Origin of the sequence: Aromatoleum evansii, assembly GCF_045689615.1 — a bacterium.
Classification (GTDB): domain Bacteria; phylum Pseudomonadota; class Gammaproteobacteria; order Burkholderiales; family Rhodocyclaceae; genus Aromatoleum; species Aromatoleum evansii.
On sequence record NZ_CP141259.1, the window covers coordinates 2,861,801 to 2,884,943 of the forward strand.

General features: G+C 66.8%; 26 protein-coding genes and 1 pseudogene. 22 read left to right on the plus strand and 5 right to left on the minus strand.

The genetic code is table 11. The features are described from left to right. Nucleotides 1–378: 378 nt before the first annotated feature. On the minus strand, nucleotides 379–939 hold the full coding sequence (locus tag U5817_RS13455) for a phasin family protein (RefSeq protein ID WP_407277662.1): 561 nt from the start codon (nucleotides 937–939) through the stop codon (nucleotides 379–381). Nucleotides 940–1,252: 313 nt separating this feature from the next. Here U5817_RS13455 and U5817_RS13460 point away from each other — a divergent pair, with 313 nt between their 5' ends. Further along, nucleotides 1,253–1,771 (plus strand): H-NS family nucleoid-associated regulatory protein, encoded by a 519-nt coding sequence (locus U5817_RS13460; RefSeq protein WP_407277663.1) that lies wholly within the window; start codon nucleotides 1,253–1,255, stop codon nucleotides 1,769–1,771. 368 nt (nucleotides 1,772–2,139) lie between these two features. Here U5817_RS13460 and U5817_RS13465 read toward each other — a convergent pair whose 3' ends face one another. Continuing rightward, a complete protein-coding gene (locus U5817_RS13465) occupies nucleotides 2,140–3,519 on the minus strand; it encodes a hypothetical protein (protein WP_407277664.1) in 1,380 nt (459 codons plus the stop codon). A gap of 67 nt (nucleotides 3,520–3,586) precedes the next feature. After that, nucleotides 3,587–4,270, minus strand: a complete 684-nt coding sequence (locus U5817_RS13470; RefSeq protein WP_407277665.1) for a DUF6946 family protein — start codon at nucleotides 4,268–4,270, stop codon at nucleotides 3,587–3,589. 251 nt (nucleotides 4,271–4,521) lie between these two features. On the opposite strand from U5817_RS13470, the pseudogene U5817_RS13475 reads away from it, so the two are divergent. Both U5817_RS13475 and U5817_RS13480 read left to right on the plus strand, forming a co-directional pair. After that, nucleotides 4,522–4,740 (plus strand): annotated as a pseudogene (locus U5817_RS13475) (transposase); the annotation flags it as partial. Between the two features lie 613 nt (nucleotides 4,741–5,353). After that, the gene (locus U5817_RS13480; protein ID WP_407277666.1) at nucleotides 5,354–5,761 is read left to right on the plus strand and encodes an antitoxin Xre/MbcA/ParS toxin-binding domain-containing protein; all 408 of its coding nucleotides are present in this window, start codon (nucleotides 5,354–5,356) and stop codon (nucleotides 5,759–5,761) included. A 281-nt stretch (nucleotides 5,762–6,042) separates the two neighbouring features. Here U5817_RS13480 and U5817_RS13485 read toward each other — a convergent pair whose 3' ends face one another. Beyond that, nucleotides 6,043–6,249 carry a hypothetical protein gene (locus tag U5817_RS13485; RefSeq protein ID WP_407277667.1) on the minus strand — a complete coding sequence of 69 codons (207 nt, stop codon included), beginning with the start codon at nucleotides 6,247–6,249 and terminating at the stop codon, nucleotides 6,043–6,045. Then, complete coding sequence (locus U5817_RS13490; protein ID WP_407277668.1) at nucleotides 6,246–6,770, minus strand: helix-turn-helix domain-containing protein; 525 nt, start codon at nucleotides 6,768–6,770, stop codon at nucleotides 6,246–6,248. Before U5817_RS13490 ends, U5817_RS13485 begins: the two co-directional genes overlap by 4 nt. A 387-nt stretch (nucleotides 6,771–7,157) precedes the next feature. Between U5817_RS13490 and U5817_RS13495 the strand changes: the two genes are divergently transcribed. The 19 genes from U5817_RS13495 (at nucleotide 7,158) to U5817_RS13585 (ending at nucleotide 23,138) form a co-directional block, all read left to right on the plus strand. Further along, entirely contained in the window at nucleotides 7,158–7,655 is a 498-nt protein-coding gene (locus tag U5817_RS13495) for a hypothetical protein (RefSeq protein WP_407277669.1), read from the plus strand. 189 nt (nucleotides 7,656–7,844) lie between these two features. After that, nucleotides 7,845–8,381 carry a lytic transglycosylase domain-containing protein gene (locus tag U5817_RS13500; protein ID WP_407277670.1) on the plus strand — a complete coding sequence of 179 codons (537 nt, stop codon included), beginning with the start codon at nucleotides 7,845–7,847 and terminating at the stop codon, nucleotides 8,379–8,381. After that, nucleotides 8,378–9,058, plus strand: a complete 681-nt coding sequence (locus U5817_RS13505) for an OmpA family protein (protein ID WP_407277671.1) — start codon at nucleotides 8,378–8,380, stop codon at nucleotides 9,056–9,058. Before U5817_RS13500 ends, U5817_RS13505 begins: the two co-directional genes overlap by 4 nt. 133 nt (nucleotides 9,059–9,191) lie before the next feature. Continuing rightward, the gene (locus U5817_RS13510; protein WP_323003803.1) at nucleotides 9,192–9,539 is read left to right on the plus strand and encodes a hypothetical protein; all 348 of its coding nucleotides are present in this window, start codon (nucleotides 9,192–9,194) and stop codon (nucleotides 9,537–9,539) included. 28 nt (nucleotides 9,540–9,567) lie between these two features. Further along, entirely contained in the window at nucleotides 9,568–9,867 is a 300-nt protein-coding gene (traL, locus tag U5817_RS13515) for a type IV conjugative transfer system protein TraL (RefSeq protein WP_068635444.1), read from the plus strand. 15 nt (nucleotides 9,868–9,882) lie between these two features. After that, nucleotides 9,883–10,449 carry a type IV conjugative transfer system protein TraE gene (gene traE, locus U5817_RS13520; protein ID WP_407277673.1) on the plus strand — a complete coding sequence of 189 codons (567 nt, stop codon included), beginning with the start codon at nucleotides 9,883–9,885 and terminating at the stop codon, nucleotides 10,447–10,449. Then, a complete protein-coding gene (locus U5817_RS13525; RefSeq protein WP_407277674.1) occupies nucleotides 10,436–11,308 on the plus strand; it encodes a type-F conjugative transfer system secretin TraK in 873 nt (290 codons plus the stop codon). The genes traE and U5817_RS13525 overlap by 14 nt, the downstream gene beginning before the upstream one ends. After that, a complete protein-coding gene (locus U5817_RS13530; RefSeq protein ID WP_407277675.1) occupies nucleotides 11,305–12,672 on the plus strand; it encodes a TrbI/VirB10 family protein in 1,368 nt (455 codons plus the stop codon). Before U5817_RS13525 ends, U5817_RS13530 begins: the two co-directional genes overlap by 4 nt. Then, nucleotides 12,659–13,462 (plus strand): DsbC family protein, encoded by an 804-nt coding sequence (locus U5817_RS13535; RefSeq protein ID WP_407277676.1) that lies wholly within the window; start codon nucleotides 12,659–12,661, stop codon nucleotides 13,460–13,462. The genes U5817_RS13530 and U5817_RS13535 overlap by 14 nt, the downstream gene beginning before the upstream one ends. Further along, the gene (gene traV / locus U5817_RS13540) at nucleotides 13,459–14,046 is read left to right on the plus strand and encodes a type IV conjugative transfer system lipoprotein TraV (RefSeq protein ID WP_407277677.1); all 588 of its coding nucleotides are present in this window, start codon (nucleotides 13,459–13,461) and stop codon (nucleotides 14,044–14,046) included. Before U5817_RS13535 ends, traV begins: the two co-directional genes overlap by 4 nt. A 7-nt stretch (nucleotides 14,047–14,053) precedes the next feature. Beyond that, on the plus strand, nucleotides 14,054–16,615 hold the full coding sequence (traC, locus tag U5817_RS13545) for a type IV secretion system protein TraC (protein WP_407277678.1): 2,562 nt from the start codon (nucleotides 14,054–14,056) through the stop codon (nucleotides 16,613–16,615). Next, the gene (locus U5817_RS13550; RefSeq protein ID WP_407277679.1) at nucleotides 16,612–16,992 is read left to right on the plus strand and encodes a hypothetical protein; all 381 of its coding nucleotides are present in this window, start codon (nucleotides 16,612–16,614) and stop codon (nucleotides 16,990–16,992) included. The genes traC and U5817_RS13550 overlap by 4 nt, the downstream gene beginning before the upstream one ends. Further along, complete coding sequence (traF, locus tag U5817_RS13555) at nucleotides 16,989–17,579, plus strand: conjugative transfer signal peptidase TraF (protein WP_407277680.1); 591 nt, start codon at nucleotides 16,989–16,991, stop codon at nucleotides 17,577–17,579. The genes U5817_RS13550 and traF overlap by 4 nt, the downstream gene beginning before the upstream one ends. A gap of 11 nt (nucleotides 17,580–17,590) precedes the next feature. Further along, nucleotides 17,591–17,989, plus strand: a complete 399-nt coding sequence (locus U5817_RS13560) for a hypothetical protein (RefSeq protein ID WP_407277681.1) — start codon at nucleotides 17,591–17,593, stop codon at nucleotides 17,987–17,989. After that, on the plus strand, nucleotides 17,986–18,618 hold the full coding sequence (gene traW / locus U5817_RS13565; RefSeq protein ID WP_407277682.1) for a type-F conjugative transfer system protein TraW: 633 nt from the start codon (nucleotides 17,986–17,988) through the stop codon (nucleotides 18,616–18,618). The genes U5817_RS13560 and traW overlap by 4 nt, the downstream gene beginning before the upstream one ends. After that, nucleotides 18,615–19,640, plus strand: a complete 1,026-nt coding sequence (gene traU, locus U5817_RS13570) for a conjugal transfer pilus assembly protein TraU (protein WP_407277683.1) — start codon at nucleotides 18,615–18,617, stop codon at nucleotides 19,638–19,640. Before traW ends, traU begins: the two co-directional genes overlap by 4 nt. Further along, on the plus strand, nucleotides 19,627–20,376 hold the full coding sequence (trbC, locus tag U5817_RS13575; RefSeq protein WP_407277684.1) for a type-F conjugative transfer system pilin assembly protein TrbC: 750 nt from the start codon (nucleotides 19,627–19,629) through the stop codon (nucleotides 20,374–20,376). Before traU ends, trbC begins: the two co-directional genes overlap by 14 nt. A 9-nt stretch (nucleotides 20,377–20,385) precedes the next feature. Further along, on the plus strand, nucleotides 20,386–22,770 hold the full coding sequence (traN, locus tag U5817_RS13580) for a type-F conjugative transfer system mating-pair stabilization protein TraN (protein WP_407277685.1): 2,385 nt from the start codon (nucleotides 20,386–20,388) through the stop codon (nucleotides 22,768–22,770). Beyond that, entirely contained in the window at nucleotides 22,767–23,138 is a 372-nt protein-coding gene (locus U5817_RS13585) for a hypothetical protein (protein WP_407277687.1), read from the plus strand. The genes traN and U5817_RS13585 overlap by 4 nt, the downstream gene beginning before the upstream one ends. The last annotated feature ends 5 nt before the right edge of the window (nucleotides 23,139–23,143 follow it).

The following is a 23,143-nucleotide window of genomic DNA, read 5'->3' on the forward strand; positions in this document are numbered from 1 at the left end:
GCCCGTGCCGTGATGCCGAAGATGAGGTCTCTTTGACAGACGTTGTGCAGACCGCCGGCACACGACACCTGGCAGGCCGTTGAAAGACGCACGTTGCAAGCGGCGTCCGCGCGCGCTTTTCGAAGCGCATGGCAGTTCTCGGCGCCGGCGGGGTCGATTTTGACCGTTTCGCGGCCAAATTCGAGCCCTCCTAGTGCCTCATGTCCGCCTTTCGGCAAACTCGGAACGGATTTGCCTTACGCGCGCTTGGCATCCCTCCATCGCGTTGAGCCTCGGGAATGCACGCACGCATGCGCGGACAAAAAAATGCCGCCCGGTTGGCCAGGGCGGCAGTATCGCGTGAGCGAGCCTGTTCAGCTCACCCCATGCCGTCTGCGATCAGGCAGACTTCTTGGACGCCGCCGCCCTGGGCGACGCCCCCTTGACCGCAGCGCTCGCTGCCGTCACGGTCGCTTCGGCGATCTCGGTCGCTTGCTTGGTCGCCTTGCTGACGCCGTCGAACACGTTGTTGGCGGCGTCGACGGCCGACTTGAAGGCAGCGAACAGGGCCTCGGAACCCGTTGGAGCGGACTTGGCGGCCTTGTCCAGCGCGTCGGTGAAGGTCTTGTTCAGCTCAGCCACTCGCGCTTCGAAAAGCTTCGCGATTTCCTGCTGGCCCTCGGTCGCGATTTCATACACGCCGCGACCGTAGACGACCGCCTTATCCAGCATCGGCTGAGCCAACGTGCCTTGCAAGGCAAGCAGATCCTGCGGGGTCTTGACCGCGAGCACGGTCTTCGTGGCGGCAACGCTGTCGTCCAGCACCGAGCGGGCCGTGTTCAGGTTCAGCTCGGTCAGGCGCTCGACCCGGGTGAACGCCTTGTTGGCAAGCGTCGTCAGGATTTCGACGCCGGCTTGGTTGGCGGAGGCGAACTGCTCGCGGGCGGCAAAGGCGTTCATCGTCAATTTCCTTGGTGAGAGCGGTCGAGTCGTCAATGGCACCCGCATCGGAAATCCGGGTGCGTTCGTCATACTGCGCTGCAGTATAGGACCGCCGTCGATCAAGTCAAGCGCCTGTTGCAGCGCAAAAAACTCGACTGGCGTGTGAAGAACCACGCCGGCGCATTGATATGCGTTCTGCGATCGCCATGCTGCGGAAATCGGCCATGTGACGGACATGACCGCTGTCTGCAAGTGCTGCGCCGCCGTTCCCGTACCCGTGGCATTATTTGGATTCCCATGACCCCCACCAGCCGGAGCATCTCGGACGACTATGACGCAGAATCTCAGCCGCTACACCCTCCCGCAGCTCAAGCAACTCAGCGCCCGCATCGCGAAGGAAATCGCCAAGCAGGAGTCGGCAGGGAAGGCGTCGATGCTCAAGAAATTACAGAAGATGGCACGTGAGCACGGCTTGTCGCTCGACGAGCTCGTAGGGACGTCCGGCGCAACGCAGACCCAACCGGCGAAAGCGCCTGCGAAGGCCATTCCTGCCGCACGAGTGCCCTTGCCGGCAAAATATCGGCATCCCTCGAACAAGGAACTCGCTTGGTCCGGGCGCGGCCGCAGGCCGCAGTGGGTCGAGGCGTGGCTCGCGAACGGCGGCGCGATGGACGCGCTCGCCACCGCCGCGCAGAAATTCGACAAGCGGCAAGCCAAGCTCAAAGCCCCCGCCGAAAGCCGTCCGACGGCAAGCGAGGCGGTGCCGGCACCGGGCCCGCGGACCGATGCGCCGAATCCCGTCGAGTACGCTCCCGACGCCCTCTCCGCTCAACCAGACGCAAGCGTGTGACCACGAACGCCCCCGCGGCGAAACCGCGGGAACAACCTGCACTGCGCTTCAAGCGCGGCGATGAAGTCCGAGGCTGCGCAGAGCGTACTCGCCAAAGCCAGCGACGTCATGCAGAAGACTGCCGTGGTTTGCGATAACCTGGAAAAGCTCAAGACGTTCGGCGAAGGGGGGTGGTCGCTCACGAAGTCCCTCGGAGCGCACGTGTTGCCGTACCTCCGCAAGCTGGGAGCATAGCGCGGCGCTTTTCTTCAGCGGTACGAGGCGGCGAGATTGATGAGGACGGCAATCCATCTTCCGGGAACGGAATCGCCTCATGCCTTCAACTTCGATCGCGGCATCTCCTTCTACCCGTCCCCATCCATCCCCCGTTATGCCGCGCAGCCCGTTGTTCGATGACGCTCCTGGCCTCTGACGATCCAAAGTGCCATGTCGATGAGCCGGACGCGGCTCTCGGTAAATCCGTTTAGTGCGGATATATGGCGTTCCGCAAGGTCCCAGGCGAACGGCATGTACTCCCGAAGCACTCGGATGTCGTGGTTAGCGTCGTCTTCGCACCCCCCGACGGCCTGCAGCACCATCCTGTCGAGGATGGGCACCACCGTCGGGTAACAGAAATGCAGGAATGTCGTACGCATGGGAAGCGCCGTCGGCGATTTCATTCCGAGAAGGTCAAAGGAGCCGATGTACTCAATCGGCCGGACGATCTCGTCGACGTCTCGTTCGATCGCGGACGGCATTGCGGCAACGAGTGCAGCGAAGCGACCCGCGGCCTGCGTCCGCTGCTCCTGGTTTGCGCGGAGAAACACGCGCAGGTTTCCGAGCGCCTGAGGAAACGCGTACAGCTTCCAGTACAGCATCGCCTCGTAGTGTTCGATCCCCGCAAGGCGTTCGCTTGACCGGAAGCGGGAACAGAGGAGATGGTAGAGGGCGCGATCCGAACGGACCTGTGCGCCGAGGCCTTCGAGGTGCGGCGAGTGCGGCTGGAAGCGCGAACACATGGTGTCGTATCGCTCATGCAGCGTGTCCCAGGCGAAGCCAACGAGGGGATCACGCATTCGTCGCACCCTCTTTCGCACGAACCTGCTCCTGAGGGAGTTCGAAGGCGGGATCCCCCGATGCGCCGCGCCCGCTCGCGTCGATGTCCCGGAACGCGAACAAGAGCTGGTACTTGACGAGTTTGACGTTCGGGAGCCCCTTCGCGGCGAGCACCACCCGTTGATCGAAGTCGGACGCCACGAGGATGCCGCGGACGTTCGGTTCCCTATCGCACAAAGCGCCCATGTACCCCAAGAGTTGCCCGAGCGCGGCGTCTTTCGCCTTCCCGGCTTTAGCTCGATGACCACCAGCACGCCGGCGGTGTCCCGGGCAAGAAGGTCGATCCGTCCCGCGGGCGTCTGGTACTCGATACCGCCCGCGACGAGTTCGAGTCTGTGCTCGACCTCATGCAGTCGGCACGCCAGGTACCCATGGAGATCCCGCTCGAGCGAGATGCTCGCCTCGACCACTTCCTCGGCTTCGGTATCCGCATCCTCGTTCTCCTCGACGTACGCCGGATCAAGCGTCAGGCCCGGCACTTCGATTCCACCGCCCTTGATCTTGGACTTGTACCAGGCGTAATGGGTCTTCTGCCACTTGCTCGATGGAAAGTGCCGGCGGACGAGGGACGTGAGGGTTTCGTACGAGGGGAAACCGCCTTCCGACTGGCAGCACGCAATGACCAGTTCTTTGATGGTTCTGAACTCGCTCATGTGCTCCTCCGATTTCGGCACGATGCGCGAAGCGACCCGCTTAGGCGCGTCGCATGGGCAAGATGCGCTAGCTGTTCAAGAATGAAGGATTGCCGACGACCCACACGCCAAAGAGCGGAATGCTCGAAGCCACGCCGAGACGCTGGATGGTGCCGACCGCCGCATCGACCCCGAACAGACGGGTGAACGCTTGATAGTCCGGCCAGCCGGCGCGCGCTTCGCTGAACGAATGAACCAGAAGCACCACGGCGGCCGCGCGGTACTGTTCGCCTGTGATGATGGCCGATGCCGCACGATGCAAGAGCTGATAGCGGACCGTGTCTGCGGGGGCGATGCCAAGGCCGAGCGATCGCAGCAGAAAACGGAGCCGTTCCTCTTTGCCGACGGAGGCTTCGCGGCGCCACTCCTCGAGCGTGGGGCCGAACGACTCGCTCACCTTGCCCTCCACCATGATCGTCACCGGCCCGGCCACCGAACGCGCCACGACGAAGAGGTCGTTCTGCGAGGCGCGCTGGCCGCCGGGCAGCGGCACCTTGAACTCGGGGATGGCAAGGAGCGGAGTGAGGTCAGCCAGCAACGGCTCGGCAGATTGGGCAAACGGCGCGCCAACCTCAGCCGGGAAGCCGTCCGACGCCTCCCAACAATGCGCAAGGGTGAGTGCGGAGTAGCCGGACCGCCAGTGCTTCACGGGATCGGCGAGCAGCGCCTGCCAGTCTTGCGGTCCCGACGTGAAAGCCAGTATGCGCGACATTACTCTCTCCTCTGCCCCCCTCCACTGTCGCCGTGGGCACCCAGCGGCTGATGCACGGACGGCCGGTACCCGGGCGTACTCGCTGCAGCCGCATCACGCTGCCGAGGGGCATGGCGCTCATCCGGAAACAGGCGGACGCGGTTCTGGTCGGTCGATATGGTCCGGTACCATAGCCGCAGTTGCCGCTGTTTGTGGTACTACATTGTCACGGAAGCGGGTGTTTTCCTTGCGGTCGGCGACATTCCGAATAGCATCGCACCAAGATTCACTCCGCCCAGCCGTTCGAGCGCCTGCACGGCGAAATCAAGCGCTGCACCGACGTCGTGGGTATCTTCCCCACCGAGGCGGCAATCTGCGGGCTGGTCGGCGCCTTGTTGCTCGAGCAGAACGACGAATGGGCGCTGCAACGTCGATCCATGGCGGGGGAAATCCTGGCCGAGGTCGGCGACAATCCCAGCGTAGTCTGTCCGCCGTGGCAGCCCGACACGCGCTCGTGCCAAACTGGAGCCGATGACCGGCCGAACCCTTCTTACACCACGTCGCAGGACACGATCCCCTGAGATCGTCTCGCAGACTCGCCCCAGGCGCCCCCCTTGGCGCGAGCGACCTTGCGTCTTCGCGTCGTCGATCCAGGGGGGTGCGCGGAGAAATGTTTGTACCGCTGGAACTTTGGCTACGGCTATTGTGTGGTTGTATGTGCCAAGGCGAGCCGAGCGGAACCCGCAAGACTACGAGTTACGGGTGTCTTATCTCGACAGCGGCCATCGGAAGAGCGCGAACCATTGCAAATGTCTTCACATAAACAATAACTTATATTCTTGATCTCGGAACGTCTCGACTCGCGGCCAGGCAGCGACACCCCCGCTGCCTGCACAAGGATCGCCCCATCAGCACACGCAACCACACAATAGCCCCACATCGCAGACGCGGACGCGCACCGGAATCTGTCGCACCACACCGATGCTGGGAACGTTCATGTAGGCTGGAACGCAGGCCCGCCTTGTATTGCCTCCGATGTCCGTCATCCCTGAGCCACACACGAATCGCCGTCGCTCGCCGGCTTCCTTCGAACCGGGAGCGCTGTTGCGTCTCGATCCGATGGACAGGATCCAAGTCTTGCGTGCCGGCATCGAGTCGGTCGTGCTCGTGGCAATCGCTCACGCGACCGGTCGCTCGCCCCCCGAATTGATCGACCTATTGCAACTCATGCATCCCTCGCCGGGCACCACGTTCCGGAAGGGCGCCCGGCTGACGACCGAGCAGAGCGAACGCGTGCTTGCCTTCCTGCGACTGATCGAGCGGATCGAGGAGATGGTGACGAACGGCGGCGACGATCGGACCTTCGACGCGGCCCGTTGGCTTGGCGACTGGCTCACCACGCCCTGCCCGGCGCTGGGCGGGCAACGCCCCGCCGCCCTGACCGACACGCTCGAGGGGTATCGGGTGCTCGACCGACTGCTCTCGCAAATGCGATCCGGTGCCTACGCGTAGGTCGCCCACGATGATGACGAACGCGCCGTTGTCCTCCCCCCCAGAGTCCGGTGCCCCGTGTGCATCGCGATCCCGCGCATTGTGTGGTTCGTTGTGCCAAGCGGCTGATCCGGGTCGGGGGATGGCTCGCCTCGTACGCGAAAAGACCCGCCGTAGGTCGTGGACAAATGGCGCATAAACAAGGCATTACGACCCCGTCGTGGCGGAAACCCCGGCAGTCGCGGCCGGCGTCGGCCGCGCGACCGGCACAACGAACCACACCATAGCCGCACAGGGCGCCGTTAGCGCTCCGGGCGCGGCCCCGGAACGGGGGCCTCGGACGCGAGCGGCCGCGCTCCCGGACCGAAGTCTTCGACGTGGCCGTCCCTCCAGCCGGCGACCACGCGCGCTGCGGCGACCGCGTCGCCCGCGGCCCGTTGCGTCGTTGCGCGGGCCAGCCGAATGATCGTCTCCACGGGCAGGTCTGAAACGTTCGGCGCGGCGCTCATGGCCTTTTCCCGGGTGGCACGCCGGCGCCCGCGGCGTCCGCGCGGCTCGCCGCCGCGGGCTCATTGTCAATCGGCCGATCCGGCTCGCGCTCCCATGGTCCACCGGCCGCAATCACCGCCACGATCTCCGCGAGCGAACGATCCAGGGCCTGCGCGAGCCTGCGGCACACCGACAGCCGCGGATCCTCGGTCCCGGCCTCGAGGCGCGCCAGGACCGCTTCGGGGATCGCGCTCAAGGTGGCCAGGTTGCGCCTCGACAGCCCGCGCTCGAGCCGCAGGAAGGTGAGCGTCCCCGGCACCGACAGCACGGGGGCCAAGCGCTTGCGGGCGTCGATCAAGCCTTGCCTCCGTTTCGGATCGGCCTCCAATTCCCGCGCCCGATCACGCACGTCGCGCCAACCCGGCGGGATCGGCCGACGGTCCGTCGCATTGGACCCGTCGCGCGTGATCACCCACATCGGCACGGCTCCGGCCGACGTCTCGAGCCTGGCCGTGGCGCCGACAAACCTGATGACCTGCATGAATCGCCCTCCCCCGATCGGCATCCCGTGATGCGCAGCATTATCGTCCAGTGGACGGGCGTCGCGACGACGCCGCGGTCAGGTGATCGTGCTCCGCACGACTTGACATTACCGCGCGAATGTCTCGGACCAAGCTCAAGTCGACTGTCGAGTTGTTACCGCTGCCCGCGACGCCACTCCCCGACAGTCTCCTCGACAATGGGAATCGATCGACAGCCGGGACGAAAGACATCCTTGTGGACCGCCGCGGCCATCGGATTTCGTCGCTGGTAGCGAAATCCACCCCAAAATATCTCCTTTCCCAAGAGACGCCAAAGCCCCGACTGCCTACCCTTCAGTCATGCGCTCGTTTGAGCGATACGCCCGCACTGAATCGAGGTCAGCGCCATGTTCATCGTCACACCAACGACTCGCCAGCACAATCTCACATTGTCCTCAGAGGCGAGCGAAGCTCACGATGTCATCGAGACGCGCCTCTGGCTTGAGGAGCACGACTGGCTCTACCGCCTCCTGCGCAGCGAAGACAATGTGTCGCCGACCTTCCGCTTCCCCGATCTGATCAGCGCCTGCGTCTCGTTGGTCTTCGAGCATCACGATGGCCCTGCGCGCATCTTTCAGTTTCTCGGCACCGAGTTGGTTCTTCGCTCGCCGCAGACGCCGCGCCGCCGCGAAGCGATGTGGCGACCGCAGTACCAATTGCTGCTGGACCTGCAACGTTCGCCCGCCAACCGGCACCCCCATCCCAAGTTTCAACTCGACCAGCTGACAACGGCTTGCGTTGCCCTATCCCGGGTGGCGAACGCGTCAGGTGCCGCCGTCTTGCTACAGGCACGTCGCAACGTGGCCGAACGCTCCCATCGCGGGCGGGACACGCCGCCCTGCTGAAACCGTCGTCGCCTCAACGGTTGTCCCTGATCGGCATACCTGGCCGTTCCTGACTCGCTCGCTCACCTCGCCCGGCCAGACGCCGGACCAACCCGAACCCGACCCTGACCGTCCAGGCATCGCCGACGGCCCAGACCTCGCTGCCCGCTTCCCTGCGGGCCGTTCCGGTTTCGTTTGGAGAGGTGATCCATGCGTCTTCTACCGCATCTTGCTGCCCTGGCTGCCTCTGTCGTCTTGGCGATCGCGCCCACTGTGGCGCAGGCCTGCTGGGAGGAGGCTGGCCAGCGCTATGGCATCTCGGCCGACCTGCTTTACACCATTGCCCGGGTCGAATCGAACCTTAACCCCAGGGCGGTCAACCGCTCGCACCTCCGACGCACCGGGTCCTACGACATCGGACTCATGCAGATCAACAGCGGCCACCTGCGGACCCTGTCGCGCCACGGCATCCGCGAATCCGACCTGTACGAACCCTGCACCAACATCCATGTCGGCGCCTGGCTACTCGCGGACAGTTTTTCGCGGCGAGGCGCGACGTGGGATGCCGTCGGCGCCTACAACGCGGCCTGCTCGCAACTCAAGGGCAAGGACTGCATCGAGGCCCGTGCCAAATACGCCTGGCGGGTGTACCGCCAGTTGCCTCGGCAACGCGGCGCACGCTCGGGTTCGCAGACGGTATCGACGGCGGCGCCCCCCGCCCTGATGTCGGTGCGGGTTTCGCCATGACGGCTCGCGTTCTGCATCGCGCCGGTTGGCTTGCGGTTGTCGGCTGCTGCACGGCCGTCGCAGCGTCGTGCAGCCTGTTCCGCACATCGGTACCGGCCAATTCCGCAACCGGACGGCATTCGACGGCACCCACACGGCTGGCCCAACTCGACTTCGGCCGCGACGCTGTGTTCGCGCAGTGCGTGCCCCCGGCCTGCCCCACGCGCACGCCCAAGACCCTGGCCAGCGAAGCGCCCAGGCAGCCAATCGATCCCGTCGCCTTGCGCGCCCCGGTCGAACCCGTTGCACCCGCCTCGGTGCCGCCATCCCCGGCGACGCAGGCCGAGCCCCCCCGCACGATCACTGTGCAGTTCGCCTTGGGCAGCGCGAAGCTGAGCCCCGCCGCGCGCTCCCGATTGGACGGAAACATGGGCGACCTGCTCCGAGCGCGCCGCATCACGATCATCGGCCGTACCGATAGCACGGGGCCCCTGGCGTTCAACCAGGACCTCGCCCTGGCACGCGCCCTCGCTGTTCGCGACCATCTTCGCAGGACGCATCCGGCGCTGACCGCCACGCTGACCCTGCAGGCCCGTGGCGCGTGCTGCTTCATCGCCCCGAACGACACCCTTGCCGGCCGCGCCCAGAACCGCCGGGTCGAGGTGGTCTTCCAGATGGACGAGGAGGACCAGCCATGACGTCGTGCCGGTCGTTCGCCGATCTCGAACTCCTTCACCCGTCGAGCGCTCGCGCTCCCACCCGCCGGCGCCCTCACACGCCCACCCGTCTTCCCTACCCCGTTCAACGCTCAATCCATTCCCGGAGGTTTTCATGAACACTGCAGTGCTCATTGCTCCCCGCGTTTCTTCGCGCAAGCCGGCGACCGTCGCGATGCTGTTCGCGTCCATCGTGCTCGGCCTCGGCGCCGCCTTCCCCGGCTACGCCCTGGACTTGGTCGCCTTCACCGGCATCACCGGACCGCTCACCTCAGCCCTGACCCAGCTCGCCGATCTGGGGCCGGGGATCAAGGCGCTGGTCGGTTTCATCGGCTTCGTCGTCGCGCTGATTTCGCTGTCCGCGCTGCGCAACTTCGGTCCCGTTCTGTTCTACGTCGGCCTCGCCATCTTCGCCGCCGTCGGCCTGGTGATCGCCGGCGCGATCATGGGCGCGGTGGTCTGACGCCGGCCTCTAGCCCCGGGAGACCGGCATGCGCACCGACACCTACATTCCCCGTCGTCTGGACGACCAGTGGAAGATCGGCTTCTGGGACGTCGATGTCGCGGCGCCGGTCGCTCTCATGTTCTTCGTCGGTTACCTGTCCGGCACGAGGATGTCCTTCGCCATCTGCCTGGCGACGGGCATCTTCCTCTCGCGCTGGATCTCGCGGCTGAAGGCGGACAAGCACCCGGCCTACGCCATCCACTGGCTGTACTGGCATCTCCCCGCCAGTCCGTTGACCGCGATGCGGGCCACCCCGCCTTCGCACCTGCGCCGCATGGTCGGCTGAGCCCGGAGAACGCCCATGGACTTCGAACGGCTCAACGGCGACATCAAGGAGATGCGGCGCCGCAATCGCGGGCTCGGCCTGGCGGTCGGCGTGCTGGCTGCCGGCCAGATCCTCGCCCTGGTGGTCATCCTCAATCTGTTGGGAACGGTGCGCACGGTCGTCGTGCCGCCTTCCCTCAACCAGACCTTCTGGGTCACCCGCGATCAGGCCAGCCACGAATATCTCGAGCAGATGGGCAGTTTCATCGCCTGGCTGATCCTCGACGTGACGCCGGCGTCGATCGACTGGAAGAAGGACGTCCTCCTGGACTACGTCGAACCCGAGCAGTACGGCCCGCTCAAGACGCGGCAGGAAGTGGAAGCCGAGCGCCTCAAGCGCATCAACGCCGCCACCGTGTTCGCGCCCCAGCAACTCGTCCCCAGCGAGGCGGCACAGAGCGTCGTCATCCGCGGGCGCCTGCGCACCCTGGTCAATGGCTTCGAGACGGCCAACGAACTCAAGGCCTACCTGATCGAGTTCAGCTATGCCGGCGCGCGCATGCACCTGAAAGCCTTCAAGGAGGTGCCCTATGCGAGCAATTAGACCAGCACGTAATCCAATCGCAACCCCGCTGCTGCTGGGGCGCATCGGACAGGCATTGCCGGCGATGGCCACGGTCGCCGCGGTGATCCTGGCGGCGCCCGCGCATGCCCTGCAGCTCGTCGAGGCCAGCGACGGCGTCTCGGTCGAAGCCATCCTCTCGATCAAGGAGCCGACCCGCATCCGCATCGAGAACGAGCCGATCACCGACGTGTTCGGCAACATCCTGTCGAGCAACTGCGGCCCGTCTCCGGCGTTGCCCGCGAGCCCCGGCGCCACGGCGCCCGGGGCCGGCCTGCCGGTGATCAATCCGGGCGGCGAGATCGTGCTGGAGTGCGACCGCGACAAGGGTGAGGTCTATATCCGCCCGGTGGGCGACTCGGCCAAGCCGATCAACCTGTTCGTCTCCTCGGCCGGCGCCACCTACACCTTGCTGCTGCGCCGCGCCGACACGCCGGCCGACACCATCGTCATCCGCGACAAGACGCCCAAGGCGTTCAAGTCGATGGGGTCCGCTCAAGCGGCGGCCGGGCCATCGCCGAATCCCATCCGGGCGATGAAGGCGCTGCTGGTGGCGATGGCCTCGGATCGCGTGCCGGCGGACATTCAGGTGGAAGAAGCGCACCGCACGATCCAGCTGTGGACCGAGGTGCGCTTCTCCCTGGTACGCCAGTACGAGGGGCGCGGTCTCATCGGCGAGAAGTTCGTGCTGCAGAACGTCGGCACCGAACCCATGGTAGTGGCGGAGCAGGAGTTCGACCGTGACGGCGCTGATGTCGCCGGCATCGCCATCGAGCACCACAACCTGCGCCCCAGCGAGAGCACCAGCGTCTACGTAATCCGGCGCGGAGGCGGGCGATGAACGTGCCGCGCCAACCCGCCCACGCCCTGCGCGCCCTGCAGGAACGCCTGTCGCCCAAGCAGCGTCAGTACGCGATGCTGGGGGCCATCGTCGCCGGCGGCGTCGGCATCCTCTGGCTGATCTTCGCCTTCACCGGCTCCAGCGCCAGGAACGGCGAGGCCCGCACTGCCGCCGGGCAACCCGGCACCGTCACCAACATCGGCGTGATGCCACCCGGCGGCCAAGTCAATCCGGTGGACCAATGGGTCGGCACGGCCGGACGCAAGCTCGCCCAGTACGAAGCCGAGCGCGAGGAGCAAGCGCGGCTCAACAAGGACCGCCAGGCCTTCGAGGCGAAGACCCTGCAGCGCTTCGCGGAGCTGGAACAGCGGCTCACCTCGGCCCAACAGGCCGCCGCCACACCGGCACCCGCTGCACCCATGCCAGCAGATCCGCCGACCTCCCTGCCGCCGGCGCCACCGCCGCCCAAGGCATCATCGGCGGGCGCGATGCCTCCCGGCGCCCCGGGGAACCTGCCCCCACCCGCGATCGCGCCGGCCATCCCCACGATCACCCGCATCTCCCTCGGCGATCGATCCCGGACCGGCACGGGCCCCAGCGGGACACCGAATAGGGAAACTGCCTCGGCATCGGGTTCGGATGCCCGGACGTCCCCCACCGTCTCCACCTTTCTGCCGGTGAGTTTCACGCGCGGCACCTTGCTCGGCGGTCTCGATGCACCCACCGGGGGCCAGTCCCAGGCCAACCCCCACCCGGTGCTGATCCGCCTCTCGGACAACAGCGTGCTGCCGAACCGCTTCCGCGGCGAATACCGCGACTGCTTCGTGATCGCGGCCGGCTACGGCGACATCAGCTCCGAGCGCGCCTACCTGCGCACGGAGAACCTGTCCTGCGTGCGGGCCGACGGCGCCACGCTCGAAGTGAAGATCCAGGGCAGCGTCTATGGCGAGGACGGAAAGGTCGGCATGCGCGGGCGCCTGGTCACCAAGCAGGGCCAGATGCTCGCCAATGCGCTGCTGGCCGGCGTAGTGAGCGGCATCGGCCAGGGCCTCGCGACCTCGTCGACCGAATACAGCACCTCAGCCCTCGGCACTGTCGCCAGCGCCACCGGCGCCGAAGCCTACCGTGCCGGCCTCGGCAGCGGAGTCGGCAAGGCGCTGGATCGCCTGGCCCAGTACTACATCAAGCTCGCCGAGAACACCTTCCCGGTCATCGAGGTCGATGCCGGCCGCGAGATCGACGTGGTGATCACCAAGGGCGTGCGCATCGACGTGCCGATGGCCGCGAATACCGCCCCGGCCGCGCGCTTCCCCGCCTCTCCCGAAACCCGCTACCTGGAGACCTCCGACGATGGCAACTACTGAAGCCGTGCGCAGCCGCTTCGCGGCGATGGCGCTGATCACGGCGTTCGCGGGCGCATTCCCGCCGGCGCACGCCGCGACGTCCGACGAATCCCGCCTCCTGGCCGCCTTGCAAAAGGCCCATCCCGGCACGCGCTTCACCGCGGTCACGCGCTCCCCGGTGGCCGGCCTTTTTGAGGTCTGGATGGACGGCAACGTCGCCTACGTCTCGGGCAGCGCCCCGCGCTATTTCCTGTTCGGCCGGCTGTTCGACACCGAGACCCTGCGGGACCTCACCGGCCCGAAGCTGGCGCAGGCCACGCGCACCGGCGGCCCGGCAGAATCGGCCAGTGTGCAGGCGGCCATCCCTCCGGTTGCCTTCAACCAGTTGCCGCTAACCGATGCGATCAAGACGGTGCGCGGCAAGGGCGAGCGCCGGCTCGCCGTCTTCAGCGATCCCAACTGCCCCTACTGCAGGCAGTTGGAGCCGGAGCTCGCGAGCCTCGACAACGTCACCGTCTACACCTTCCTCGTGCCCTTCCAGGGCGAGACCAAACCGATCGCGGTGTGGTGCGCGGCCGATCGTGAGCAGGCCTGGGAGCGCCTGATGCTCCAGGGCGACGAGACGCTCCTCGACACCCGCGCCACCTGCGACCACCCCATCGCCCGCAACCTGGAGTTGGTCCGCCGCCTCGGAGTGCAAGGCACGCCCACTCTGGTCTGGGCGGATGGCACGCGGACCGAAGGCTTCGTGGCGCGCGCGGTACTGGAGGCACGACTCGCCCAGGCCGGTGTTGCGGAGCGGCAGCCATGAAGGCCCTCGTCCTGCGCATTGCCACGGCCTGCCTGCTCCTCCCTCTGAGCGCCTGCATGAACATGTCGGGACTGGGCGGCGACTCGAAGTACGCCTGCAAGGCGCCCGAGGGGGTCGCCTGCGAATCGGTGTCGGGCACCTATGCCAACGCCCTTCATCACAACCTGCCCAGCCAGCGGGCGCGGCGCACCTCCGCTGCCCGGCAAGAGGAATCCGGCGAGCGGGCTCCCCAAGCGACGACGCGCGCCGCATCTCCCGCAACCGCCGGCGATACCGGTCCCGACGTGGCGCCCAGCCCCTTGCGCTCGCAGGCCCGCGTCCTGCGCCTGTGGATCAAGCCCTGGGAAGACGCGGACGGTGACCTGTACGACCAGGGCTACGTGTATGTGCAGGTGGACAACGGCCAATGGCTGATCGACCACGTGCAGCGCCAAATCCGCGACGCCTATGCGCCACTGAAGCCGCCGCGCAAGCCCTCTCCGGATACCGCGACCGAATCGAACACCGGAGGCAACTCGCCGGCCGCGCCGAGCTTGCTGCAGCGGCCCCCCTTTACCGGAGCCGGCGCCAGCCGCGCGCAGTGAGGACGTCATGAGCACTCTGCATCTCGACACCCCTACACCCCGCGGCCGCCCCGAGGCGCCGCGCTTCCCCTTCGGCCAGCCGGTGGAGACGCCGGCCGAGCAGTTCGCCAACTGGCTGCCCTACTCCGCCTACCTCGCCGCCGAGAAGATTTTCGTGAACCGCGACAGCATGGGCTTCCTGCTGGAACTCATGCCCCAGTCCGGCGCCGACGAGCGCATGGCGGAAGTCCTGGTCTCGCTCTACGCCAACTGCCCGACCGGCACTGGCATCCAGTTCCACCTCTTCGCCTCGCCCCAGGTGCGCGAGCCCTTGCGCCGCTACGCCAACTTGCGGGTCGAGGACGCGACCCAGGCCGAACAGGCCAAGGCTTGGGGCCGCCCGGCCCGCAACGGCAACCTGTTCAGGAAGCTCGCCCGCCAACGTGTCGGCCACCTGCTGCAGGGCGCGCAGAAGTCGCTCACAACGGGCTTTCACTACACGATCCGGGACTTCCGCCTGATGCTCTCCGTCGCCTTCCCGGGCTCGGCCTCCGATCTCAACCGGCGCGACGAACTGATGGCGCTGCGCGACTCGTTTGGCTCGACGCTGCGTTCGGCGTCGCTCCCAAACCGCGTCTGCGACGCCGCCGACCTGATCAACTGGTGCGCCCTCTTCACCAACCCGGATCGCATTTCGCAGGCCGACGCTCCGGACCTGCACTACGACGACGGGCGCGAGCTGCGCGACCAGATCGTCGACTTCGACACCATCCAGGACCCGCACCCGGGCGGCCTCACCTTGTGGAAGGAAGCGAGCTCCGATGTGCTGGAAGCGCGCTTCTACTCGATCAAGAGTTTCCCGGAGCGCTTCGCGCTGTGGCAGATGGGGTCGCTGATCGGCGACCTGATGCAGCCGGCGCTGCAGTACAGCGCGCCCTTCCTGCTGACGCTGGGCGTGCATGTGCTCGACCCCAACGTCACCAAGTCGGTGGTGACCGCCAACCATGTGCGGGCGACCCAGAACGCCAAGTCCAAGATGGCCGACGTCATGCCCGACGTGAAAAAGAAGCTGGACGACTGGACGGCCGCGGCGGATGCCATCGACACCGGCGGCAGCCTCGTGAGCCTCTACCACCAGCTGGCGCTCTTCACTTCTCCCGAGAAAGCGGTCGCTGCCCACGAAGCCGCCAATGCCATCTGGCGCGGCCGCGGCTTTCAGCTCAACGCCGACGCCTACATGCACCGCCAGGCGTTGCTGGCGAGCCTCCCCATGACGCTGACCGAGAAGTTCCACAAGGACTTGGCGAAGATGCGCCGGGTCACGCGCAAGACCATGGCCAACGCCATCCACATGGCGCCGCTGATCGCCGAATGGCGCGGCACGCGCACTCCGGCCCTGGTCTTCGGCGGCCGGCGTGGCCAGTTGATGACGCTGGACATCTTCGACAACGACCTGGGCAACTACAACTTCGCGATCATCGGCGCGCCCGGCTCCGGCAAGTCGGTACTGATGAACGAGATGGCCTGGTCCTACCGTGCCATCGGCGCCAAGGTCTGGATGCTCGACCTCGGGCGCTCCTTCGAGAAGCTGTGCCGCAAGGCCCAGGGCACCTACATCGAGTTCCACCCGGACGTCGACATCTGCCTCGACCCGTTCACCCACATCGTCGACATCAATGAAGACATCGACATGCTGGTGCCGGGCATCGCCAAGATGTGCTCGATGCAACACGCGCTCGAAGAGGTCCAGTACAAGGCGATCTCGGCGATGGTCTTGAAGCTCTGGCGCGAATACGGCAACGAGCTGCGCATCACGGGGCTGCGCGACGCCTTCAAGGGCGGGACCATCGAGGAACTGGGCGTGGTCAATGATCAGCGCATCAAGGACCTCGCCATCATGCTCAACCCCTATGCGCGCGGCGGGCAGTACGAGCGCTTCTTCGAGGGGAAGAACAACGTCGATTTCACCAACGATTTCATCGTCATCGAGAACGAGGAGCTGAAGCGCCGGCCCGACCTGCATGCGGTGGTCAACATCCTCCTGCTGCACCGGATCACCGGCGAGATGTACCTCACCCGCAACCGGCGCAAGGTGCTTTTCGTCGACGAACTGAAGCAGCAGCTGGGCGACATCGGCGCCGACGACCCGGTCAAGGCGGCCGTCATCGAGGAAGCGGCCCGGCGCGCCCGCAAGTATGGCGGCGCCTTGGGCACGGCGACGCAAAGCGCCGACGACTTCTACGGTTCGGCCCAGATGGAGGCCGCCTTCAATTGCTCGGACTGGGTCTTCCTGCTGCGCCAGAAGCCCGAGTCCATCGAGATGCTCGACCGCAAGGGACGGCTGACCATGGACGAGCCGAAGAAGCGCCTCCTGAACTCGCTGCGCACCGAGGCCGGGGTGTTCTCCGAGCTCTATATCTCCTCGCCGGTGGGCGAAGGTGTGGCCCGGGCCATCCTCGATCCGGCCACCCATCTGCTGTTCTCCAACAAGCTCGAGGACAACGCCCCCATCGACGAGTTGCGTGCCCGGGGCCTCTCGATCGATGAGGCGATCAGCGAACTGTTGCGGCGCCGGGGGCACGCGGTATGAAAGCGAGCGTTCTCCACTGGTTCGCCCACGGCTTGGTGACGCTGTTCGTGGTGGCCGCATCGCTCGCAGCCTACGACCGCTGGGTGTTGCGGCCGGCCCTGGTCATCGGCGTGGTGGATGTGGCCGAGGTGTACCGCGCCAAGGAAGCCGAGTTCACCCAGATCCTGACCAAGACGCTTAGTCAGCCCCACTCGGAGGAGGACCGGCAGAAGGCCCTCTCCATGGCGAAGACCTTCGCCCAGCGCCTGCCGGCCGCCCTCGATGAGCTGCCGCGGGAATGCGGCTGCCTCGTACTCCTCAAGACCGCCGTCGCCGGACCGACGCCGAACACCGTCGACCTGACCGCCCAACTGCGCAGAAAGGTGGAAACCCCATGAAAGAAGCGATCCCACCGACGGCACCTCGCGTCCCGATCCACTCCCCCGGGCGGCGTGCCGTCGTCCACTTCGCCGACTTCCTGCGCCACGTGCGCCGGCGCTGGTACCTCTATCTGCCGGTCTTCGCGATCTGGGGGCTCGCCTATGTGCGGCTCTTCATCGATGCGACGCCGCGGCTGCCCGTGCTGTTCAACTGGACGCCCAGCCTGCCCTACCGGGTCGCGCTGCTGATTGAGGATGCCGGTGAACTGCATCGCGGCGACTACGTGGTGTTCGCCTTCGCGGGCGCGGCGCAGGCCGACTACCCCGGCTTGCGCGGCCAGCCTTTCTTCAAGATCGTCCGCGGACTGCCCGGCGATGCGGTCACGGTGCGCGGCCAGGTCGTCGCCATCAACGGGATGCAAGTCGGGGTCGCCAAGACCCATGCCCACGACCGGCGCCCCCTGGCGCCAATTGCGCCCACGGTCATTCCGCCCGGCTACTTCTACGTACAGGGCACCAGCCCCGATTCCTTCGATTCGCGCTATGCCGCAAGCGGGCTGGTTCGCGCCGATCAGGTGATCGGCCGCGCGGTGCCGCTGTTCTGACGGAGGCGGGCATGAAGCATCGCACCGCACCGATGTCGCGACTCGCCCCAAGGCTCGTCGCCGTGGCCCTGGCCGCCTGCGCCGGTCTACCGGTCTGGGGACAAACCAGTCCGGCACGCGGCGCGCTGCCGAATTCGAATGCCTACGGCGAAGAGATGCCGCTCGACGACTACCTGGGCTTGCTGCAGCGGATCGCGCCCGCCGCCGAAGCCGGGGCCCGGGCTTACCTGGCGGCATTCCAGCGGCGTTGCGGCCGCCCGATGCGCATCAGCGAGTTGCGCCGCGCCTTTTCCCAGGGCGACGGCGACCCGGTGCTGCTGGGGCTGATCCGCGCCAACCACCTGCGAGATGCGGCGGGAGAAGCCCAATGGGCCCGGCAGGTGCGCTGCCCGGGCGGGAGCACGCCATGACTGCACTCAAGATGCTCGTCGTCGCGGCTGGTCTGAACCTCCTTGCGCCCACCGCGTTCGCCGTGGAGTTGGGCGTCATCGGCCCGACCTACGAGATCAGCGAACCCCACCTGCTGCAGATGATCGAGCGGCGCCTGCGGGACATGGAACGCAGCGGCGAACTCAAGCGCCAGGAAGAGCAAGCCCGATTCCGGGGCATCGAGACCGTGAAGCATCCGCTGCCGGTGGCGGGCCTGCGCGCCACCGAAACCGCGCGGACCTTCTACATCGATCCGAGCTTCACCCTCGATCGCAACCTCCTCGGCCCCCGGGGCGAACTGCTGTTTGCCGCCGGTACGCGCAAGAACCCGCTGGAGGTGGTGTCGCTGTCCCGGCACCTGTTGTTCTTCGACGCCCGCGACCCGCGTCAGGTGGGCCGGGCGCGGCAGCTGATGGCGTCGTACCGGGGACGCGTCAAGCCGGTCCTCGTGGGCGGTTCGTACCTGGAGCTGATGAAGTCCTGGCGCATTCCGATCTACTACGACCAGCACGGCCTGCTCACGCGCCGCCTGGGCATCGCCCAGGTGCCGGCCCTGGTCTCCCAGGAGGGGCTGCGGCTGCGGGTCGACGAACTGGAGCTCGCGCGATGATTCAGCGACGTCTGCCCATGCTGCCCTTCGTCCTCGCGCTGCTCCTCGGCCTCGCCACCCTGCCAGCCCGGGCCGCCGGCGCGGCCACCTGCGTCGGCAAATTCCCCAATCCCATTACCGACATCTGCTGGTCCTGCATCCTACCCATCAGCATCGGCGCCGCACGCGTCGCCAACTTCGGCGACCAGGAAGACACCGACAACCCGTCCAGCCCCGTCTGCAGTTGCGGCGTCAATCCGACCATCGGGCTCTCCATCGGCTTCTGGGAGCCCACACGGCACGTCGAAGCGGCGCGCAAGCCCTTCTGCCTCGTTTCCTTGGGCGGCGTCGATCTCGACCCGGGCATCCCGGCGCCGGAGGCCGCGCGCTTCACCCGCCCGGAAGGCGATGGCGACGGCGGCAGCTTCTACCAGGCGCACTTCTACGTGAACCCGGTGATGTACTGGCTAGAAGTGGTCACGGACTTCCCCTGCCTGGAGAAGGGCTCTTTCGACCTCGCCTACCTCACCGAGGTCGACCCGCTGTGGAATGACGACGAGCTCACCCTGATCCTCAACCCGGACGCCGTGCTCTTCGCCAATCCGGTCGCCATCGCCGCTTGCGCGGCCGACTGTGTCGCCGCCTCGGTGGGCTTCGGCCTCAAGGAGCTCTTCTGGTGCGCCGGCTGCCAGGGTGGCATTTATCCACTCGACGGCCACGTGCCCTACCACCTGGGGGGCGTGCGCACCGCCGCGCTGATGGCCCAGCGCCTGACCGCAAAGATGCACCGCGAACTGATCGCCTGGGGCTGGCACGGAACGCCCGGCCTATGCGGACCGTACTTCGAGCCGGTCATGGACAAGACCGCCTACAAGACCCAGCTCACCTACCCGATCCCCAACACTGCGAAGGAGGCCGGCCGTTGCTGCCAGCCCTTCGGCCGCACCACAGTGCTCTGGGGTGCCGGCAAGGAATACCCCGTGCGCGGCGAGGACTTCGCCTTCATGTTGTTTCGCAAAAGGAACTGCTGTGTCGGCTTCTAATCCCGTCCTTCCCGCCCTCGCCTTCGCTGTTGTGCTGGCGGCGAGCGCCCAGACCCTGGCGCAGAACCCGCCGCTCGTCACCGACGCGGACATCGAACGGGTCCGCCGCGAACAGCCGACGATCTCCGATCAGGATATCGAGCAGGTGCGGCAGCGACATCGCATGCTGAGCGACGCCGAACTGCAAGCCGCGCCGGTGCCGGCCCCACCCCACATCGACGCACTGCCGACGCCAGCGGCCCGTGCCCCGATCGACCTCGAAGCCCTCGCGCGGGGCTATGCATCGCAAGCGCAGGAGATGAGTCGAGCAGAGGGACTGGCGTCCGGGCCGGGACTCCTGGTGTTCGTCAGCCTCTCCATGCCGCAGCCTACGCTGCAGCGCCTCATCGACCAGGCCGCACGCGCCCAGGCTTCCATCGTCCTCCGGGGCTTCACCGACGGGTCGCTGCGCACCACCGTCGTCCAGGTGCAGCGCCTCATCGGCGACCGGCAAGTGGCGGTGCAAATCGATCCGCAGGCCTTCGACCGCTATGCCGTCACCCGGGTCCCGACCTTCGTGCTGGTGCGCGATGGCGCCCGACCGGTCCCCTGCGCCGGTGGCAGCTGCGCGCCGTCCGAGATCTTCCTGCGGACATCCGGCGACGTGAGCTTGGACTACGCGCTGGAATACATGCAGCGGTCGGCACCCGGGTTCGGCCCGGCAGCCGACATCTTCCTGAAGCGGATTCGGGGATAGGAGGCCACGATGCGCCGCTGGATCACCTGGATCACGCTCTTCTGCTTCGTCACGACGCAAACCGCCGCCGTGGCCGGTCCGTTCGAGGAAGGCACCGCCGCCGGTCAGGCGGCCAACCCGGTGATCCGGGGGACGGTCAATGCGCCGAGCGCATCGAGCGCTGTCCCGGGCTATACCACCGCACCGCCGGAAACCACGTATTACGGCCAGCCCAGCATGGCGGGGCCGGCCAATGCCCGCCTGACCGCCTGCGCCTCCGCTACCGGCGATCCTGTCTGCGAGGCTCAGCGCGGAGCGATGACTTCGGCCAACACGCCGCGCGAGGCCATCTCACCCTACGACCCGGCCGTGAGCGCCGCCCGAGCCATCGCCGCCAACCCCGCGACAACCCTGGAAGACATCGCCACCTATTACAGCGGCTGCCAGGTGGATAGCGTCGCCACGCCCACCACCGAACACCGCGTCTGCCGCCAGTACAGCGGCACCTCCCCGTATGCCTGCACGCGCTCCTTGAGCGTATCGGTGTCGCGCACCAGCAGTTGCACACCGGGCAACTGGTTCGCCCACGCCGCTTCGGGCCGCACTGGCCTGGATGTGCAGTGCATACCGGACAGGCCGGCCAGCCAACAGCATTTCCGGGTGACCGACCGGAGCACGCCCCTGACGTACTTCGACCTCGATATGACCACGCCGCTGACGTTTCCCCGCATGGTCGCGACGCTCCCCCGCAGCGGCTCATGGTGGTGGGGCGGCGGTCAGAACGGCCTGTGGGTCGCCGACGACCAGTGCGCCGGCGACAGTTGTCGGCTGACCGCCATGCTCGCCCAGGAATACCGGCGCGTCTGCAGCGACGGAGGTGGCGACTCGGGTCTCGGGGATTGCGCGCTGGAGCGCCCCTTCCTCGAAGTCTATGCCGCCTGCCCGTCTGGGACCCAGAGTGGCGACAACATCCTGCCCTGGTGGAGTTGGGGCGACCCACTCTCCGCCTTCGAGGCGTCCGCCTGCTACGCGCCCTCCGCGAGCGCATCCGGCCTCATCGGCTATGACGTGACGGGCACCGTGCCCGGCCACTTCTGGACCAAGGACGCGCAACGTCCCGTGGTCGGCTGGCGGATCAATCCGGCCTATGGGCCAATCCCGCGGATGGTCCTGAACTACGAACGGCCCCACACCACGGTGACCGAAACCGATCGATGGGACGACCAGTGCCCCGCCCTGAGCGCCAGCGGCCGCTGCACGGTGGCAGGAGCCGCGCGCTGCATCGACGGCCCGGCCACCAAGGAGGTGAACGGCGCGTCCGTATCGCGTGACTGCTGGCAGTACGAGACGACACTCGCCTGCGCGCAAGCCGCCGCGAGCGACGAGTGCGCACCCCTTGTTGCGGCCGGTTGTGCCCCCGCAGGCACCGTATGCCGGCAGATGAACGCGGCCACCGGCATTTGCGAGATCACCGAGAACACCTACACCTGCCCGGTGCCGCCGGGCAATGCCGTCACGGCAACGAACTGTCCGGCGAACGTCTTCTGCCTCGGCGGAAACTGCTTCAACACCAGCTACACCAACGACGCCGACTTCGCCCGTTCGATGTCGCTGATGGAGGCCGCACGCGAAGCGGGCGTGTACCTCGACACCGACAACATGCAGGTCTTCAAGGGTGAGGGCAATCGCTGCCGCGACCGGTTGTTCAAGAACTGCTGCTATTCCGACTCGGCCGGCGCCGGCATGACCAATCAGAGCCTGTTCGGCACCGGCTCGCGCCTGGTTTACGACGTGCTGATGAACGCCGACAACCGCGAGTTCCTGTACCAGGGCATGCAGGCCCTGCTGCTCGGCGGCGGCTTTTCCGGCACCTTCACCACCTACGGCGTGACCGTCGCCGTCAACGGCGCCGCCCTGCCCGCCGGCTCGGCGGTCCTTTATGCGGGCGATAGCCTGGTGATCGCCTTCGATCCGTGGTCGCTCGCCATCGCCGTGGTCATCTACATCGTCATGTCCATGTCGTCCTGCAATGAGGAGGAAGGCAAGCTCGCGATGAAGGAAGGGGCCGGGCTATGCCACAAGGTCGGCACGTGGTGTTCCTCCTGCATCCGCGTTTTCGGCAAATGCGTCGCCTGCATCGAGCACACCACCGGCAAGTGCTGCTTCAACAGCAAGCTCGCGCGCATCGTCAACGAACAGGGCCGCGTGCAGGTGGGCAAGGGCTGGGGCTCCGGCAAGAAGCCCGACTGCTCGGGCTTCACCATCGCGCAGCTCCAGCGCCTCGATTTCGCAGCGATGGACCTCACGGAATTCTATGCCTCCATCGTCCCGACGCTCCCCAATGTCGGAACGATCCAGGGCAGCAATGCCGCGCGCCTCACCACCTGCTACTACGGACAGGGGAAATGCCAATGAAGTCCATCTATGCGGCAGCGCTGGCCACGTTCGCGTCGCCCGTCCTCGCCGACGACGTGCTCCGCGCGCCGGTGCCCGATGCGCGTCCGGTGATGCTGGCCGCCCTCCAGGCGACCGACGGGCAGGCCCACGGGATCCTCACCGGGGAGATGGCCGATGCAATCACCAAGCGCTTCGGTGCCACCTCGCCGATCTACATCGACGTGGCGACCGAGAAGCGCTACGCCCAGGCCGGGTGCAGCCGCCTGAAGGTCACGTTCTGGCAGGACGGTGTCCTCCTGCCCGGCGCCACGACCCCACGCCGGCAGACGATGGACTTCGGCATCGACTACTGCCTCGACGGCCGGCCGCCGCAATCCCTGAAGTAGCCGTC